Annotated in this window: 14 protein-coding genes; 9 read left to right on the top strand and 5 right to left on the bottom strand. The window is 53.3% G+C overall.

Annotated elements, in window-relative coordinates; all coding sequences use genetic code 11:
* Positions 1-26 precede the first annotated feature (26 nt).
* Both FF011L_RS12755 and FF011L_RS12760 read left to right on the top strand, forming a co-directional pair.
* Positions 27-521: a hypothetical protein gene (locus FF011L_RS12755; RefSeq protein WP_145352031.1), complete on the top strand. Its 495-nt coding sequence runs from the start codon at positions 27-29 to the stop codon at positions 519-521.
* Positions 522-526: 5 nt separating this feature from the next.
* Positions 527-1,081: a sugar O-acetyltransferase gene (locus tag FF011L_RS12760; RefSeq protein WP_145352032.1), complete on the top strand. Its 555-nt coding sequence runs from the start codon at positions 527-529 to the stop codon at positions 1,079-1,081.
* A 60-nt stretch (positions 1,082-1,141) separates the two neighbouring features.
* Here FF011L_RS12760 and FF011L_RS12765 read toward each other — a convergent pair whose 3' ends face one another.
* The gene (locus tag FF011L_RS12765) at positions 1,142-1,846 is read right to left on the bottom strand and encodes an SDR family NAD(P)-dependent oxidoreductase (RefSeq protein WP_145352033.1); all 705 of its coding nucleotides are present in this window, start codon (positions 1,844-1,846) and stop codon (positions 1,142-1,144) included.
* Positions 1,847-2,177: 331 nt separating this feature from the next.
* Between FF011L_RS12765 and FF011L_RS12770 the strand changes: the two genes are divergently transcribed.
* Together FF011L_RS12770 and FF011L_RS12775 are read left to right on the top strand one after the other, a co-directional pair.
* Positions 2,178-2,630, top strand: coding sequence for a hypothetical protein (locus FF011L_RS12770; RefSeq protein ID WP_145352034.1), 453 nt, complete (start codon positions 2,178-2,180; stop codon positions 2,628-2,630).
* A 156-nt stretch (positions 2,631-2,786) separates the two neighbouring features.
* Entirely contained in the window at positions 2,787-3,737 is a 951-nt protein-coding gene (locus tag FF011L_RS12775; protein WP_145352035.1) for an amidohydrolase family protein, read from the top strand.
* A 213-nt stretch (positions 3,738-3,950) separates the two neighbouring features.
* Here FF011L_RS12775 and FF011L_RS12780 read toward each other — a convergent pair whose 3' ends face one another.
* The 3 genes from FF011L_RS12780 to FF011L_RS12790 are packed head-to-tail and all read right to left on the bottom strand — an operon-like array spanning position 3,951 to position 7,925.
* Positions 3,951-5,042 (bottom strand): WD40 repeat domain-containing protein, encoded by a 1,092-nt coding sequence (locus FF011L_RS12780; protein WP_218933180.1) that lies wholly within the window; start codon positions 5,040-5,042, stop codon positions 3,951-3,953.
* A 16-nt stretch (positions 5,043-5,058) separates the two neighbouring features.
* Entirely contained in the window at positions 5,059-6,336 is a 1,278-nt protein-coding gene (locus tag FF011L_RS12785) for a DUF1501 domain-containing protein (protein WP_145352037.1), read from the bottom strand.
* Positions 6,337-6,347: 11 nt separating this feature from the next.
* The gene (locus tag FF011L_RS12790; protein WP_145352038.1) at positions 6,348-7,925 is read right to left on the bottom strand and encodes a DUF1549 domain-containing protein; all 1,578 of its coding nucleotides are present in this window, start codon (positions 7,923-7,925) and stop codon (positions 6,348-6,350) included.
* 589 nt (positions 7,926-8,514) lie between these two features.
* Between FF011L_RS12790 and FF011L_RS12795 the strand changes: the two genes are divergently transcribed.
* Positions 8,515-9,249 carry an SDR family oxidoreductase gene (locus FF011L_RS12795; RefSeq protein WP_145352039.1) on the top strand — a complete coding sequence of 245 codons (735 nt, stop codon included), beginning with the start codon at positions 8,515-8,517 and terminating at the stop codon, positions 9,247-9,249.
* Between the two features lie 60 nt (positions 9,250-9,309).
* Complete coding sequence (locus tag FF011L_RS12800; RefSeq protein WP_145352040.1) at positions 9,310-9,777, top strand: hypothetical protein; 468 nt, start codon at positions 9,310-9,312, stop codon at positions 9,775-9,777.
* Between the two features lie 371 nt (positions 9,778-10,148).
* Here FF011L_RS12800 and FF011L_RS12805 read toward each other — a convergent pair whose 3' ends face one another.
* Entirely contained in the window at positions 10,149-11,102 is a 954-nt protein-coding gene (locus tag FF011L_RS12805) for a universal stress protein (RefSeq protein WP_145352041.1), read from the bottom strand.
* Positions 11,103-11,429: 327 nt separating this feature from the next.
* On the opposite strand from FF011L_RS12805, the gene FF011L_RS12810 reads away from it, so the two are divergent.
* The 3 genes from FF011L_RS12810 to FF011L_RS12820 are packed head-to-tail and all read left to right on the top strand — an operon-like array spanning position 11,430 to position 15,528.
* Positions 11,430-11,789 carry a SpoIIAA family protein gene (locus FF011L_RS12810; protein ID WP_145355286.1) on the top strand — a complete coding sequence of 120 codons (360 nt, stop codon included), beginning with the start codon at positions 11,430-11,432 and terminating at the stop codon, positions 11,787-11,789.
* 2 nt (positions 11,790-11,791) lie between these two features.
* Positions 11,792-14,341 (top strand): alpha-glucan family phosphorylase, encoded by a 2,550-nt coding sequence (gene glgP / locus FF011L_RS12815; RefSeq protein ID WP_145352042.1) that lies wholly within the window; start codon positions 11,792-11,794, stop codon positions 14,339-14,341.
* Complete coding sequence (locus tag FF011L_RS12820; RefSeq protein ID WP_145355288.1) at positions 14,338-15,528, top strand: acetate/propionate family kinase; 1,191 nt, start codon at positions 14,338-14,340, stop codon at positions 15,526-15,528. The genes glgP and FF011L_RS12820 overlap by 4 nt, the downstream gene beginning before the upstream one ends.
* Positions 15,529-15,573 lie beyond the last annotated feature (45 nt).

A 15,573-nucleotide genomic window follows, 5' to 3' on the forward strand; every position in this document is an offset into this window, starting at 1 on the left:
TTACGAGAGGGCTTTTTTTCTTCCTGATGAGTGATTTCTACGTTTACGAAAGACGACAGCGGCGCACCGCATTGGTGTTGCTGGGCAATATGGCTTTTCTGTTGACGATGTACTTTGCGGCTAAGCATTTTCTTGAGCCGTCTAAGGCAACGGAGCAGTTGTTTTTTTGGGCGAACATTGTCCTCCCCATCGTTGAAGTTGGGCTTTTCCTGGTAGCCGTTCGATTCTGGCGGCAGAATGATACGCTGCGGATTGCCGTTGATGCAAATCGATTTGAGATTGTCGATCCGCTTTCGAAAGATGCCTCGTTCTCGGTACCTGTCAACGACATTGTTAAAATTGAGCATACTTATAGCAAACATGTCGGTTTTAATTCGATCATGATGTACCTGAAGGATGGGGAGAGATTCCGTATTTCGACAAATTACGCCTGCAGTCGCCCGAAGCTTTACGCGGCTCTGGCAAAAGCCAATCCCGCGATTCAATTGCCGAAAAATGCGTGGAGATTCAAACAGGCGTGATCTGAATGAAGTCCGAAAAAGAGAAGATGTTGGCTGGCGATCTGTACGACGCTAACGATCCTGAATTGGTAGAGCTCCGTGTTCTCGCACGCGAGCGATGTCACGCCTTCAACACCAGTTCGCCTCGTGAGACGGAACTGCGCCGCAGTCTTTTGCAGGATTTGTTTGCCTGCGGTGGGGATTCGGTTTGGGTGGAACCGTCATTTCGCTGCGATTATGGCAAAAACATTTACCTTGGCGAAAATGTCTATTTCAATTTCGATTGCGTGATCCTGGACGTGTGCGAAGTTCGTGTGGGGGATTTCGTTTTCGTGGGGCCAGGGGTTCACATCTATACGGCATCCCATCCGCTGGAAGCGACGCTTCGTCGTACCCAAGAGTTCGGAAAACCTGTCGTGATTGGCAACGATGTGTGGATAGGCGGCAAAGCAATCATCTGCCCCGGCGTGACGGTGGGTGCTCGTAGCGTTATTGGGGCTGGGAGTGTCGTGACAAAAGATGTGCCCTCGGGTGTGGTCGTTGCGGGCAATCCGGCTCGAGCGATTCGGGAAATTGAATAAGTGTCGCTGCAAATGAGTCTTGGTACCCATCGGAAATCGTTGACGGCGGTGCTCTTGGGCTCAGACTCGAAGTGTTGCCATCCCTCCGTCGACGCCAATAACCTGCCCGGTGATCCAACTGGAGCTGTTGGTTAGCAGGAATTCGGCGATGGCGGCGATGTCGTCTGGGGTTCCGATACGCTTCAGCGGATGTCGCTCGGCCATCGCATGCCGTTTTGATTCGCTGGACAGTAGGCGCGCTGCAAGTGGCGTGTCGGTTAACGATGGGGCCACGCAGTTCACGCGAATCTTCGGGGCTAATTCCGCAGCGAAAGATCGAGTAAGACCCTCAACGGCTCCTTTGGAGGCTGCGACCGACGCGTGCATTGGTAGTCCTTGAGAGACTGCGACCGAGCTGAACATTACCATCGTCGACGCTTCGGCTGCCTTCATTGCCCGAAGGCTCGCCTGTAAGCATTTGACCGCTCCGACCACGTTCAACTGAAAATCAGCGATCATCGCTTCCGGGGTGAGAGCACGAATGGGGAGAAGATTGATCGAACCAGGGCAGTAGGCCAACCCGTCGATAGATTCGGGAAGTTGGTCGGCATGGATCTCATCCTTCAATACGTCCATTTCGATGGCAGTGACGCCTGACAGCCCGGTCAGATGATCGCTTGTTCGAGCAATGGCGGTCACCGCGGCACCGCCTGCGACCAAACGTTTGACGATCGACAATCCGATTCCGTGACTACCGCCAACGACAACATAGTTTTTTTGATTCATGGCGTTCAAAAATTCCCTGAGAAAGAGTCTGCTGACGTGGCCGCGTATCGCGGATAATTTGATTTCAGGTCGACAACCAAGAATCGATTCTCACCGATCTGGGTTAACTGTTGGTGGCGTCGTGCAGGATTCCCATTCGCCGCAGCACAGACCGTATGAAAACCTGAATGAGAGGTCGCGGGATACTTTAGTCGCTTGAGAAGAGCCCCGTTTTTAGTCGTTCGAAGATCAACGTAAGACGTCTTGATCCGCCGATACAATGAAGCGAAGCCTAAACTTCGGCTTGCCTGTATTATCGAATCGATCGTCTATTTTGTGGGGCCGCAACACGGTGCCGTTTCCGATTCTTCTGCTGATCGTCAACCTCGTCGGCACCCTCTTCCTGGTGGGGCTGATCTGGACGATTCAGGTGGTGCACTATCCTCTTTTCAGTGGTGTGGGAGATAGCCAGTTCATTGCCTACCAGAAGCGACACCAGTTTTTAGTCACGTTGGTTGTTGGGCCCGTAATGCTTCTGGAGGCCATTAGTTCGCTTCTGTTGGTGTTCTATCCGCCGATGGGGATCAGCAGTTCGATGGTCCAGTTCGGATTTTTATTGGTTTGCGTGATCTGGATTTCGACCGCCGCCGTTCAGGTCCCCTGTCACACCAGACTGCTGGAAGGATTTAGTCCGAATACGCATCGTTGGCTGGTTCGTTCCAACTGGATTCGGACGGTCGCTTGGACGGTGCGAGGTGCTCTGCTGTGCTGGATGCTAGTCGAAGTTCTGTCGGTCCGGTTGTGAGAGGATGGACCTGATTTCTCGTTCGCAATCGTTTCGGTTTCGCTTGAATCCGTCTGTTGTGCTCTTCCGCGTTTCGATCGATTAGAATTGACGCTGCGAAGATTCAGGTCGCTCGATGAGCGAGTTTTTGTGTTGCATTTTTGAGGTTTTCCGCAGATGAACGATCGGTCCGATTTCGACAAACGTCTACCGCTCAACCGAAGGCAAGCCATCGGCGCGATCGCCGGAGGCGTTGCCGCGGCTTCCATGACATCCCCGGTAGATGCGGCCGACCAGTCCTCGTTGGTGGTTGATTCGCATCTTCATTGTTTTGCTGGTCCGGAGGATGCCCGTTTTCCGTATCATGAGCGGGCTCCCTATCGCCCAGGTCAACCTGCAACGCCTGAATTCCTGCTTGAGCGTATGGATGGTGCTGGAGTGGATCATGCGATTGTTGTTCATCCCGAACCCTACCAAGATGACCATCGCTATCTGGAACACTGCATCGACATCGGAAATGGACGATTGAAGGGCACCTGCCTGTTCTTTTCAGACCAGCCGAAATCGCTCGAACGTTTGCCGCAATTTTTAAGGCAGCACGAGGATCATATCGTCGCGACAAGGCTGCATGCGTATGCTCCGGGACGATTGCCACCGTGGGGAAGTCCGGAGCTTGATCGGTTGTGGGCCATCGCTACCGACGCGGGAGTCGCCATGCAGGTCCACTTGGAGCCTCGTTATGCCGCGCGGCTTGATCCCTACTTGCGTCGTTACAAAGAGACGCGTGTTATCATCGACCATCTGGGACGCCCGATGCAAGGGACCCCCGAAGAACACGCTGTCGTGCTGGGATGGTCGGAGCTACCGAACACGGTCATGAAGCTGGCTGCGATTCCTCCGCAGGACAAATATCCCCATCGCGACGTTGCACCGGTCATTGCGAGACTAGCGGAGCTTTGGGGTGCCGAGCGACTGATCTACGGAGGAGGTTTTAACGCCAATACAACAGATGCGTCGTACCGAGAATACCGGCAGAAAATTGCGGCGATGCTTCCCAATTTCAGCGATGAGGATAGGAAGAAAGTTCTTGGTGGAAATGCTGCAAAATTGTTTGGGTTTGATGCCTAAACATCGATGCATATCATATGCCGGTGCCTCGAATGTGATCGCTTCGAAGGCAGGTTTAGCGATATTCGTCTAGTGCGGATCTGCAAGTCCGGTGTCCGGTTTTCTTGTCTCTCCCGACGCCGGGCAGCGTTTGTGGTTTGACGACGAAGATCGCTGGCATTGAGGTCGTGTCGCCAGCAAAGCTTCTTGCGTTCTGTTAGGTAGGGCTGCGGATCAGGTGCTTAGTTGCATCAATACGATTCGCGATCTTCCCCCAGGATATTCTCCGTCTTTTAACCCGCGGCCATTACCGTTGGGAGCGTTGGAGGTCAATAACGCAAGTCGTCTACCATCGGGGTGCAGGCTTAGCGAGAGTCCATTGGATAGTTTTTTGTCGATCAGTAACGCCTGTTCGGATTCAGGATGCCACAACCAGAAAGGTCCCTTGCGGGGGAAAGCAGAAGAACAGGCAACAACGTTTCCTGAGGAATGAAACATGGCATCGTAGGCGAATCCATCGTTTTGATCGCCAACGACCATTTCTCGCAAGACGTCCCCCGTAGCCCAGTCGAAGACAATCACGCAGGGAGTGCCCGTTGCAAAGCCTCCTTTGGGTTCCTTCTGACCAGTCGCAGCCAATCGATCGCCCTGAGGACTAAAGACTAAGCGACGCACGCCACCGCATTCTTGGTTGTAATGTTTTTGATACAGCGGGACAGCACTTAGTTCACGAATCGATTTGCCGGTATCGAGATCCCATTGCCTAATGATGCCAAACAAGTCGCCCGAGACCAAGCTTTTGCCATCGGGCGTAAAGGCCAGGCTCATCACTTTTGATCCGTGCGCCCAATGGGAAACGGGAGCACCATCGACCGTGGACCAGATCCGCACGACTCCATCGTTACCACCAGTGGCGACCCGTGTCCCGGTCGGATGAATTGCGATCGTTCGAATCCAACCTTCGTGCGCGGATTGGTGGTTCCATAAGGGTTCGCTGGTTTCCGGTTGCGAATAGGGATAACAGGCTAACTGCCCCCAGGAATCGACAGTGTATAGATGGCTGAGCTTCGGATGGAAGGCGAGTCCGCAAATCCAACCATTATGTCCTGTTAGCGATTCGCCTTGCGTGAGCCCCGTACCGTTCTCTTCCGTCGGGTCGGCCACCGTCCAACGCACTATTTTTGCGTCTTGCCCGACGGCGACAAGCCATTGACCATCGGGAGAGAACCGGGCGTGCCAGAGCATTCGTTCGTATTCAATCGGCTTGCCGATCGGCTGCGGCGTCAGTGCCGCTATCGGTTCGTCTGTTTGTGGTTTGTCAGCCATCCGGAAAACGTCCAGTCTAAGAAAGCAACTCGGAAATAGCACTGAAATCATCATGTGCGACCGGCAACGGTTGGTCCTGATTGATGTATTCCATGTGCTCTTTAGGAATTCCCAACGCTTGAAACCATGTATGAAACAGATGACCGATGTCGTGTTCGGGACCTTCGACAAAAGTGCCCAAGGCATTGGTCGCCCCTACGACGGCCCCTCTTTGAATCCCGCAACCTGCCATCGCGACCGACCAAGCTTCGGGCCAATGGTCGCGTCCGCAGTGCGAGTTAATACGCGGGGTCCGTCCAAATTCGCTTAATACAATTACCAGTACATTGTCCAACAGACTTCGATCCGCTAGATCTTCAATAAGCGCTGCGAAAGGTTGATCAAATTGTCGATGAAGGCAATCGCTGGAATTAAAATGGTCACCGTGGCTGTCCCAGTGATAGGAGTTAACCTTCACAAATCGGACACCCGCTTCGATCAATCGCCGCCCCATCAAGAGATGTCGTCCCAATTCATGGGATCCATAACGAACAACATCTTTTGCGGGAACCTTGGACTCATCAAACAGGTCCATCCTGCGCATTAGTGTTTGAGCGATGTCGTAGACGCTGGTATCCGCGGCCATTTCATTGTTGAATCGGCGTTTTCCAAAGCGTTCGTTGAAACGGGTGCGGAGTTCCTGTCGCAGTTGGTAGTCCGCACTGGTCAAAGATGGATGTGGAAGCAAGTTTGCGGGTGGTTTGGCGTCTCCTAGTGCGAGGGCACCATAAGATGGCCCTAGGAATCCAGCGTCCTGTGTTTTGAATCCACCGCTACCCGGCTTCACCCAAACGTAAGGGGGCAGTCCGGTCTTTGTTGGACCCATCAGTTTGGCAACGGCCGAGCCAAGATAGGGATAGACAACGCCGCGTTCCTTGGGGTCGCCACGATTAATGCGTGCCACTCCGGCGGAGTGGCTGTTGTCCTGCGTGTGGACGCTGCGCAGGATCGCAAGGTGATGCATCTGCTGAGCGGTTTTGGGAAGCAGTTCCGAGACGTGAATCCCGGGGACCGAGGTCGGGATGGCCCGAAAGGGACCGCCAAACTGGGTATTCGGTTTCGGGTCCCAGCTTTCTAATTGGCTCATCCCTCCGTCCAGCCAAATACAAAGCACCTGTCGATCTTTGTCGCGAAGGTCTTCGGCTACAACGGGACGGAGCATGTTTCCAAAGCCCAACGTTGCGGCTCCAGCACCCATAAAGTGACGGCGTGAGAGCCGATGTTCGTGTGGACGACAAAGGGGCGATCTAGACATAGTGTTTTGTTTCAGTGATTGATATTGAATTCCGTGGATGCAAATAGAGCCCACACCCAGTGTGTCAGGCGGGCCTCGCGTTGATCGCTGTTTTCGTTCAAAAAAGACGCGAGTTCGGTTCTCTCTTCTTCACTGGGCGGACGACTGACAATCGATAGGTACAATTCGTCCGCCAAGGCGGTCTGGTCATAAATCCCCATTAGACGATCAACCAAATTGTCTGGTTGACGCTGCAACGCGGTAAGCACATCGTTATCGTTGGCGAAGAACAAAGCACTTTGCACCGAAGGATGGCGGTGGTCTTCATGTTCGCGGGCTGGATTTGCCAGGGCGGCAACAAATAGCGGTTCCAGTAACGATAGAACTTCTTGCCGTGCCTCCTGATCTTTGTTGCCATCGATCGCTTGGACAAAACTTTGAACCGCTTGCTCGGCAGAAAGACGTTTGGGAATCGCCACGACGTATTGATGCGGAACTAGCCGTTGAGGATCGATGCTGGGGTCCGCGACGCGACTGCTGCGCTGATAGGTGTCGCTTAACGCTATCTCACGGATCAGCCACTTCAAATCAAATCGATGGGCTGCCAGTTCGGTCGCCAATAATTCCAGCAACTCAGGATGGGTTGGTGGGTTGTCGGCATGATGGGAATCCAGAGGCTCAACAAGGCCGCGGCCGAGCATTAGATGCCAGATTCGATTGGCGATATTTCGCGAGAATCGGGAATTGTCGGCAACTGGCAATTCGGCAGCGACCAGGGAGAGCGGGCTGTACTTACTGTCGTCACCCAATTCGGTCGGCACTTCAAATTCCTTGCCGAACGGAATGCGTGGGCCGGTTGTAGCCGGAGTCGATTCGAAGACCGACACGAATTCCAGTTTCTCTGCCAACGGCTTTTCAGTGACCAATGGGAACGGCGCAGCCTTGTCTGGTTTAAGCGTCTGGGTAACGGCCAACAGCCCTTGGAAATCCAATTGTGTGTATTCGTCAACGAACAGGTGATCGTGGCACTGGGCGCACTGCAGGTCAACGCCGAGGAACAGTCGCCCGATGTCACGGGTCAGTCCAGGATGGTCAACTGGATTTTGCCCGTACTTTTCTAGCCGCTTCGTTAGAAAGAATGACGCCCCTTGATGGCTTTGCTGTGAGGGTTCTGGTTCCAGCATCGCCCGAACCATTTGGTCCCAAGATTCATTCTCTGCAAAGGCCGTTAGTAAGAATTTCTGCCATGTTTCATGACTGCCACGTCGTTCCATCAACATTACATCAAACGCATCTCGCATCCGATCTGCATAGGTCGGCGCTGCCAATAATTGGTCGATAACTTTTGCCCGTTTACCGGGGGATGAATCGGCCAAGAACTGCCGCGTAACATCTGCCGGCGGAATCTTTCCCGCAAGATCAAGCCAAACTCGCCGGAAAAATTCGGCGTCATCCGCGATGACTGGTTCCGCTCCATCCTCAAATTGCCTGGTTATGATTTGGTCCAAACGCTGATGCAACGATTGGCTGTCATCGCACCAAGCGGGGACGCAAATGATTAGCAACCAAAAAGTTTGGATATAGCGAGGGAGTGAGCCAAGTTTTCCCAAGGGAAGGCTCCGAAGTAGGTGGGCTAAAAAAGGTGGGGTATCCAGCTGACCAACTAAACGATTGGCAAATGGTAATAGTCCTCTGAAGCTTCCGTGTTTCCTTGTCGCTTCCGTGTTTCCTTGTCGTTGGCGACTGGCAATCTAACAAGCATCGGCGCGAAGGTTTAAAAGGTTTTAATCGAGTATTGCGTTCCTCCGAACCCATTGCACTCAATCAATGTAGGTGCTGTGCGGGGGGGATGCAACAAAATTCCAGGGGAGACCGATGCCGGGGCCGTATTGTGCGACCGAGCGATGGAGTGGATCGAGGAAACGGCTTGTTGATTTTGTGATTGTCGCGTTTCGCTCCGCGACAGAACGCTCCCTTAAATCTACTTCCGCGGAGCGTAAGGCTACAAGCTTTCTCCGCTTTCGATTAAATCAACAGACCGTAAGGGCAACGGAGAGTTGAAGTTGCGAATGGTTGCCGGGAAGTTACTCTTGGCGACGTGTTTTTTGGCGACTTGGTGTGGTGGTTGATCATCTACTGCTTACCGGGTGACCTTGGTCCCTTTTTGACTTTTCAATATTCCGAATGAGGATTAACCGCATGCCTAGTTGTCGTACCGCGCTTGTGACTGGTGGTTCGGGTGGCATTGGTAGCGAAATATGTAGGCGGTTAGCCTCGGATGGTTTTCGCGTTGTGGTCCACTATGGATCGGATCAGAAGTCCGCGGACGATGTTGTTCGACAAATTGTGGATGGTGGGGGAACGGCAGTGGCCAGTTCTGCGGATATCACCGAGGAAGCGGATGTCGAGAAATTGTTTGATTTTGCGACCAGCAAATTTGGTGGTCTGGACGCTGTGGTTGCGAACGCGGGGACGGGCGGCGGTGGACCGATCGCCGATGTAAAACTTTCTGATTTTAAGAGACTGCTGGATGTCAATCTGACCGGGGCATTCTTGACGCTTCGTGAAGCGGCCAGACGGCTGAACGAAGATGGGCGACTTGTGTTCGTCTCGTCGCAACTGGCTGAGCGACCACGTATTGGGACCGGTGTCTATTCCGCGACCAAAGCTGCGGTCGACGCGATGATTGTGGCGATGTCGCACGAACTTGGTGGGCGAGGGATTACGGTCAATAGTGTTCGTCCTGGGGCAACCGAGCCCGGGATGTTTGCGGATAGCGACGATGATCGAAAACAGTTCTTCCGCGAACTTTCACCTTTTAAACGCATCGGACATCCAAGCGACATTGCGTCGGTTGTTTCCTTTTTGGCCAGCAAAGAAGCGTGTTGGATCACGGGCCAACATATCCGCGTCGACGGTGGCGCGTCTAACTAAACAAAGTCCTCCGCTTTGCGATTCTTATCTAGCTATCTTTTCTCAACCACGGCAAATCAAATGAATTCACTGCCCGGAGCTTCGGTTCCCGAAGCACTCCAACGAAAACTATCGCCATCTTTCTTGTTATTGCGACTCGGGGTCGGAATCGTGTTCTTCATGTGGACGTTAGACAAATTGATGAATCCCGCACATGCGGCGGGGATTTTCGAACGCTACTACATGATGGAAGGGTTGGGGATGTCATTGATGTTGGGAATCGGCGTCGTGCAGATGATCTTGGTGATCGCTTTTGTGACGGGGACATTCCGCACGCTCTCATACTCGCTGATTACCGTTTTGCATACGGTGTCAACCGTTAGTTGTTATCAGCAATACATGAATCCATGGGAAAAGCCAAATCTGCTCTTCTTTGCCGCATTTCCGATGCTGGCTGCCTGCGTGACGCTCTGGCTGCTACGTGAGTATGATCAGTGGACGGTTGATGGCTGCAGGAAAACGTCTAAGCAAACCAATCTGGCGATATAGTGATCGTAGCCTTTCGCTCGTGACGTGAAGTCTATAACTGACGATTTCAACCCTGCCCATCCGAGTCTGGGTACAGTGCTTTTAGCCCAACGGGCGACAGACAAGGGTGGTTCTGTCGCCCGCTGGGCTTTCTTTTTCGCGATACCCACTCCGGCCGCTTGAGCCGCCGGCAAGTATCTGCCGCCCTCCGGGCTACCTGTTCACTCGGTGCTATGTAGACTCGTCAACGGCTGCAACCCCTTCATTTATCGATTGCACGTCCCGAGCGAAAGGCGGCACACCGTAACCTAACGAACTTCCCCTAGTCGTTGGTTTTGCCAACCACTCAATCGGAAACACGGGTTTCCGAAACCGGTTGTTACGACAGAGTGCTACATCGGAATCGACGTTTTGAATTCGGGTGGTTTTAGAGCCATGACCGAGCAATCCAAATGGTCGAGCAAGCTATGGGCCGTGTTACCCATTAGTAAACCCAGCAGACCGGATCTTGCGACCGTTCCCATCACGACTAAATCGACATCTTTCTCCTCCACGAACTCCGGCACGACTTCGACGACGTCTCCGTTTAGGAAGTGCACGTTTTTGTTGTTGCCATCGTTTTGCTTCAAGAACTTTTCCATCAGGTCTTTGTGGTAAGCGAGCTGCCGATCACGATAGGCATCGACTTGATCGGGTTTCAACCGCGTCCGAAGCAGCGGTTCGTCTTGCAGTTTCCAAGCATGCAGCAAGGAAAACTTGCAATCGAACTGCTCCGCAATGGCCCGGGAGGTTTCGTAAATGTTTTGGTTTAGTGCTTTGTTCGTGTCGTCGTCTTGTGCGGTGTCCAGACAAGCGGCGATGTGTCGAGGTTTTGAGGGTGCCTTTTCAGCGACCAACCATACCGTTGCAGGACAAGTTGCCAGCAGGCGCCGGGCGGTACGTCCGTAGTTGTTGGAAGTACGGCTGTTCGCTCCCTTGGTAACCGCGAGGACCAAATCATGATCTTCACGGAGCACTTCACGCACGATTTCGACGGAGGCTTTACCCGTAAACAGTTTGGTGCGAACTTCAATATCGGCTTTCCGAGCAATCGCCGCTAATTCGTCTAACTTGTTTTCTTTTTCTTTTCGGACAAGGTCGTGCAGATAGTCTAGGTCGTTGGTTACCTGTTTGGCGATCCAAGACTGTTCGGGCAGAATGTCCACGATCGTTAGCGAGGCACCGTTTCGCTTGGCGATTTCGACTGCGTCATCGACGACTGGGTGTTTGTCCAACCGTGTGTCCGTGGCCACCAAAATCTTCTTAAAGCGTTTCATCAGTCCGTACTCTCGCAATAGTGTGGGCATTGTCCGCCGGTGGATAACGCAATGGGTGTGCCATCGGGCGAGGTTCGGGGAGGAATGTCTGTCTAGCCGGGAATACGTTCGAAATTCAGCCAATGGAGATCCCAGAGGAGGTCGAATGTGCGAGATAGTTTGTTGGGTGTGCCAGGACGCACGTTCGTGCCGCTATCGCACGCAACACGATTGCTTTCCCAAATCAATCGCATTGCAGGCAGCAGGCTTTCGGCGGTAACGATGCCGAAGTTTCGGTTGGCATCCGAGTTGCTTTGCAAACGACCGAGCGTTCGGTGGGACGCTGGTTGTTTGATTCTCCATGACAAAGGCAATGGCATGTCCGTTGAACTGAAGGAAGTCCAGGAAGGGAACCTTTTAGAGATACGCGTTACAGGAAAGCTTGACCGAGCTGCCTACGATTTATTCACTCCTTCTGTTGAGCGTCAGATCGCGGAATACGGCAAGGTTCGAATCCTGTTCGAAATGCACGACTTCCACGGTTGGGAAACCGCGGCCCTGTGGGAAGACATGAAGTTCGACATGAAGCACTTCAACGATATTGAACGTCTAGCGATTGTGGGTGATAAGAAGTGGGAAAAAGGGATGGCTGTTTTTTGCAAACCGTTTACGACGGCGAAGGTTCGCTACTTTGACACGAGCGAAATCGATGAAGCTCGAGTTTGGTTGGCAGAATAATAATGTCTGAAAACCGACGGAGCATCTATCCCTTTTTCGATCACTTGCCGGTCGATATTGAGGGTGTCGAAACGCTTGCCGATTTGGCTTTGGACCTGCGGTCCACCTGGAACCACGCGACCGATGAGATCTGGAGTCGACTGGACCCGGAGCTTTGGTCGATTACGCATAATCCTTGGGTGGTCCTGCAAACGGTTTCGCAGCATCGAATTGAAGGCGTCCTAGAAGACGATGATTTTCGTCGGACCATCAAACGTTTGTCCGACGCTCGAAGGCAGAAGGAGGAAAAACCGGCGTGGTTTCAAAAGACCCACGCTGATTCCGACCTGTCGTGCGTCGCCTATTTCTGTATGGAATTCATGCTGAGTGAGTCGCTGCCGATCTATTCCGGTGGCCTAGGAAACGTCGCGGGAGACCAATTGAAGGCGGCCAGCGATTTAGGGCTGCCTGTCGTCGCGGTTGGCCTGCTGTACCAGCAAGGTTACTTTCGCCAATCGATCGATGAAGCGGGCCAACAGCATGCGCTCTATCCCTACAACGATCCCGGTCAGTTGCCGATTCGGCCGCTGCGGGGGCCCGATGGGGAATGGCTGCGATTGAAGGTCGAGTTGCCGGGGTACTCGGTTTGGTTACGAACCTGGCAGGTTCAGGTCGGACGCGTGAAACTGTACTTGCTGGACAGCAACGATGCCGCAAACTTTCCCGCACACCGCGGCATCACAAGTGAGCTCTACGGCGGCGGCCCCGAACTTCGTTTGAAGCAAGAATTGATTCTGGGAATTGGTGGTTGGCGTCTGTTGACCGCACTGGGGATCTCGCCTGAAGTTTGCCATTTGAATGAGGGACACGCCGCGTTTGCGATTTTGGAACGTGCGCGTGCTTTCATGAAAGATTCTGGACAGCCTTTCGATATCGCTTTGGCGGTGACTCGAGCGGGAAACCTGTTCACAACCCATACCGCAGTGGCGGCCGGGTTCGATCGTTTTGAGCCGCATTTGGTTCAGCAATATCTCGCCCGATACGCTCAGGTTGAACTGGGGATTTCCGTCGATGAACTGTTGGCGCTAGGGCGACAAAACCCAGGTGACCAATCGGAGTTATTTAACATGGCTCACTTGGCGATCCGCGGCAGTGGTAGCATTAATGGTGTCAGTCGATTGCACGGAAGGGTCAGCCGACACCTCTTCAATCCTCTGTTTCCACATTGGCCCGCTGACGAAGTTCCCGTGGGGCATGTCACCAATGGGGTTCACATGCCCAGTTGGGATTCGGCGGCTGCGGATGCGGTCTGGACCGAATCCTGTGGAAAAGATCGCTGGGACGGTACAAACAAAACATTGAATTGTGATATCGGCAGCGTATCGGATGAAACGCTTTGGCAGTTTCGCATTGATTCGACTCATGCGTTGGTCGAATACACGCGTCAACGACTGTCGCGGCAGCTTGCCGCTTCAGGATCGCCGGAAGAGGAGGTTGAAGCTGCCAAGCACCTGTTTGATCCGAATGCTTTGACCCTTGGATTCGCCCGGCGGTTTGCTACTTATAAACGCCCCAATCTTTTGTTGCATGACCCGGATCGGCTGCTTCGTCTGCTGGCGAATTCGGAGCATCCTGTGCAATTGATTCTCGCAGGGAAGGCTCATCCCGCTGACAAAGCAGGGCAGTACTTGATTCGTGAGTGGATCGAATTCATTCAGCATCCACTCGCCCGGCAGCACGTGATTTTCCTCAGCGATTACGACATGCGGCTGACGGAACATCTGGTTCAAGGATCCGATGTCTGGGTGAACACACCGCGGCGTCCTTGGGAAGCAAGCGGAACCAGCGGAATGAAGGTGTTGGTGAATGGCGGTATCAATCTGTCCGAACTGGATGGATGGTGGGTGGAAGCTTACACGCCCGAGGTTGGGTGGGCGATTGGCGACGGCCAAGAACATGGCGATGATCCGGCCTGGGATGCGGTCGAAGCAGAGCAACTGTACAACGTGCTGGAGAAAGAGGTTGTTCCCGAATTCTACGAGCGCAATGAGCAGGGCTTGCCGACGGCTTGGCTGTCACGAATGCGAGCAAGTATGTCCCAGCTCACCCCTCAGTTCTCCGCGGTTCGATCGGTCCGCGAATATACCGAGCAGCATTACCTTCCGGCTGCCGCCTCATTTAGGAAACGAGTTAGTTTCAATGGAACCGCCGGCGCACAAATCGTTGATTGGGAAAGGTCTGTCAGAGAAAAATGGCCTGCCGTAAAGTTCGGGGAACTGCGAACAGAAACGAATCAAACGGAGCATGTGTTTTCCGTCGACGTTTACCTTGACGGTCTGGATCCACGGTTTGCACGCGTTGAATTGTTTGCCGAGGCAACGGACGACTTTCCTCTCCTTCGGCAGACAATGGAACGCTGCAGAACAAGTGGAAACCTTGACGCCGAATGGTTGACGTTCCGAACCTCGGTACCGGTAACACGTCCGGCAACCGATTTCACCCCCCGTGTCGTTCCGCAACACGCAACCGTTAGCGTGCCATTGGAATTGGAACTGATTCGGTGGCAACGATGATCGCAAATCGGATCCTGACAATCAACGGCGGATCATCAAGCATCAAATTCGCGGTGTTTGATATCGGTAAAACGTTGACCCGAGCGTTGGTAGGGAAGCTTGACCGGATTGGATGCGATGGAACGCAGGTGAAGTTCAGCTGCCAGGATTCATCGGGAAAGCATGAAGTCGATTTGGCTGCACTCGATCATGTTGGTGCGACCGAATTTCTTATGGATTGGCTGACATCGAACGGTATTATCAAGGGGGTTTCGGCGATCGGGCATCGTATCGTTCATGGGATGCAACGGACGCAACCAGAGATCGTCAATTCCGATTTACTAAATGAATTGCGTCGGGTTTGCCCTTATGCGCCTGAACACGTACCCGCAGAACTTTCGATCATCGAATCGATTCGCAATCGGTTGCCAAACGTACCGCAGGTGGTCTGCTTCGACACCGCCTTTCATCGCACCATGCCCCGCGTTGCAACGGTGATGGCGATCCCTCGTCGTTATGAATCCGCAGGAATTCAGCGATATGGTTTCCATGGTCTTTCCTACGCGTACTTGGTTCGCGAGCTTCGTCGTATCGGTGATTCGGCGGCGACAACAGGCCGCGTTATTCTTGCTCATTTGGGTAACGGCGCAAGTATGGCAGCGGTTGTCGACGGCATCTGTATCGATACCAGCATGGGATTTACTCCGGCGTCCGGATTGCCAATGGGAACGCGATCGGGAGATATCGACCCGGGTGTCTTTCGCTATCTGACGCAACAGGAGGGCCTCGACGCCGGGAGCCTTCATCGCATGTTGAACCACGAATCGGGACTGCAGGGCGTCTCGGAAACCAGTTCCGACATGCGTGATCTCCTTGCTGCGGAAAGTTCCGACCAGCGTGCCGCAGAAGCGGTCAATCTATTTTGCTACCAAGCCAAAAAGTTTATCGGTGGATACGCGGCGGCGATGGGTGGGGTGGACACTCTGGTTTTTTCCGGAGGCGTTGGTGAGAACTCCGCGGAGATCCGTCGCCGGATCTGCGATGGGTTAGCCTTTTTGGGAATCGATTTGAATCCGAGTGAGAATTTGGCAAACGCGGCCCTGATTTCAACGACGGAGGGACACGTTGCGGTAAGAGTGGTTCCTACGGACGAAGAGGTCATGATCGCCCACTCGGTTGCCGAACGGGTCCCAGCTTTACAAACATAATCCGGTGAATTGACACCTTCCAATCCCAATGGACCTCTAAAGAAT

Origin of the sequence: Roseimaritima multifibrata (assembly GCF_007741495.1) — a bacterium.
GTDB classification, from domain to species: Bacteria; Planctomycetota; Planctomycetia; order Pirellulales; family Pirellulaceae; genus Roseimaritima; species Roseimaritima multifibrata.

Excerpts from the sequence above, each read along its gene's own strand:
- FF011L_RS12755 (WP_145352031.1), top strand. The coding sequence starts at position 27 with ATGAGTGATTTCTACGTTTACGAAAGACGACAGCGGCGCACCGCATTG.
- FF011L_RS12760 (WP_145352032.1), top strand. The coding sequence starts at position 527 with ATGAAGTCCGAAAAAGAGAAGATGTTGGCTGGCGATCTGTACGACGCT.
- FF011L_RS12765 (WP_145352033.1), bottom strand. The coding sequence starts at position 1,846 with ATGAATCAAAAAAACTATGTTGTCGTTGGCGGTAGTCACGGAATCGGA.
- FF011L_RS12775 (WP_145352035.1), top strand. The coding sequence starts at position 2,787 with ATGAACGATCGGTCCGATTTCGACAAACGTCTACCGCTCAACCGAAGG.
- FF011L_RS12780 (WP_218933180.1), bottom strand. The coding sequence starts at position 5,042 with ATGGCTGACAAACCACAAACAGACGAACCGATAGCGGCACTGACGCCG.
- FF011L_RS12785 (WP_145352037.1), bottom strand. The coding sequence starts at position 6,336 with ATGTCTAGATCGCCCCTTTGTCGTCCACACGAACATCGGCTCTCACGC.
- FF011L_RS12795 (WP_145352039.1), top strand. The coding sequence starts at position 8,515 with ATGCCTAGTTGTCGTACCGCGCTTGTGACTGGTGGTTCGGGTGGCATT.
- FF011L_RS12800 (WP_145352040.1), top strand. The coding sequence starts at position 9,310 with ATGAATTCACTGCCCGGAGCTTCGGTTCCCGAAGCACTCCAACGAAAA.
- FF011L_RS12805 (WP_145352041.1), bottom strand. The coding sequence starts at position 11,102 with ATGCCCACACTATTGCGAGAGTACGGACTGATGAAACGCTTTAAGAAG.
- FF011L_RS12810 (WP_145355286.1), top strand. The coding sequence starts at position 11,430 with ATGTCCGTTGAACTGAAGGAAGTCCAGGAAGGGAACCTTTTAGAGATA.
- glgP (WP_145352042.1), top strand. The coding sequence starts at position 11,792 with ATGTCTGAAAACCGACGGAGCATCTATCCCTTTTTCGATCACTTGCCG.
- FF011L_RS12820 (WP_145355288.1), top strand. The coding sequence starts at position 14,338 with ATGATCGCAAATCGGATCCTGACAATCAACGGCGGATCATCAAGCATC.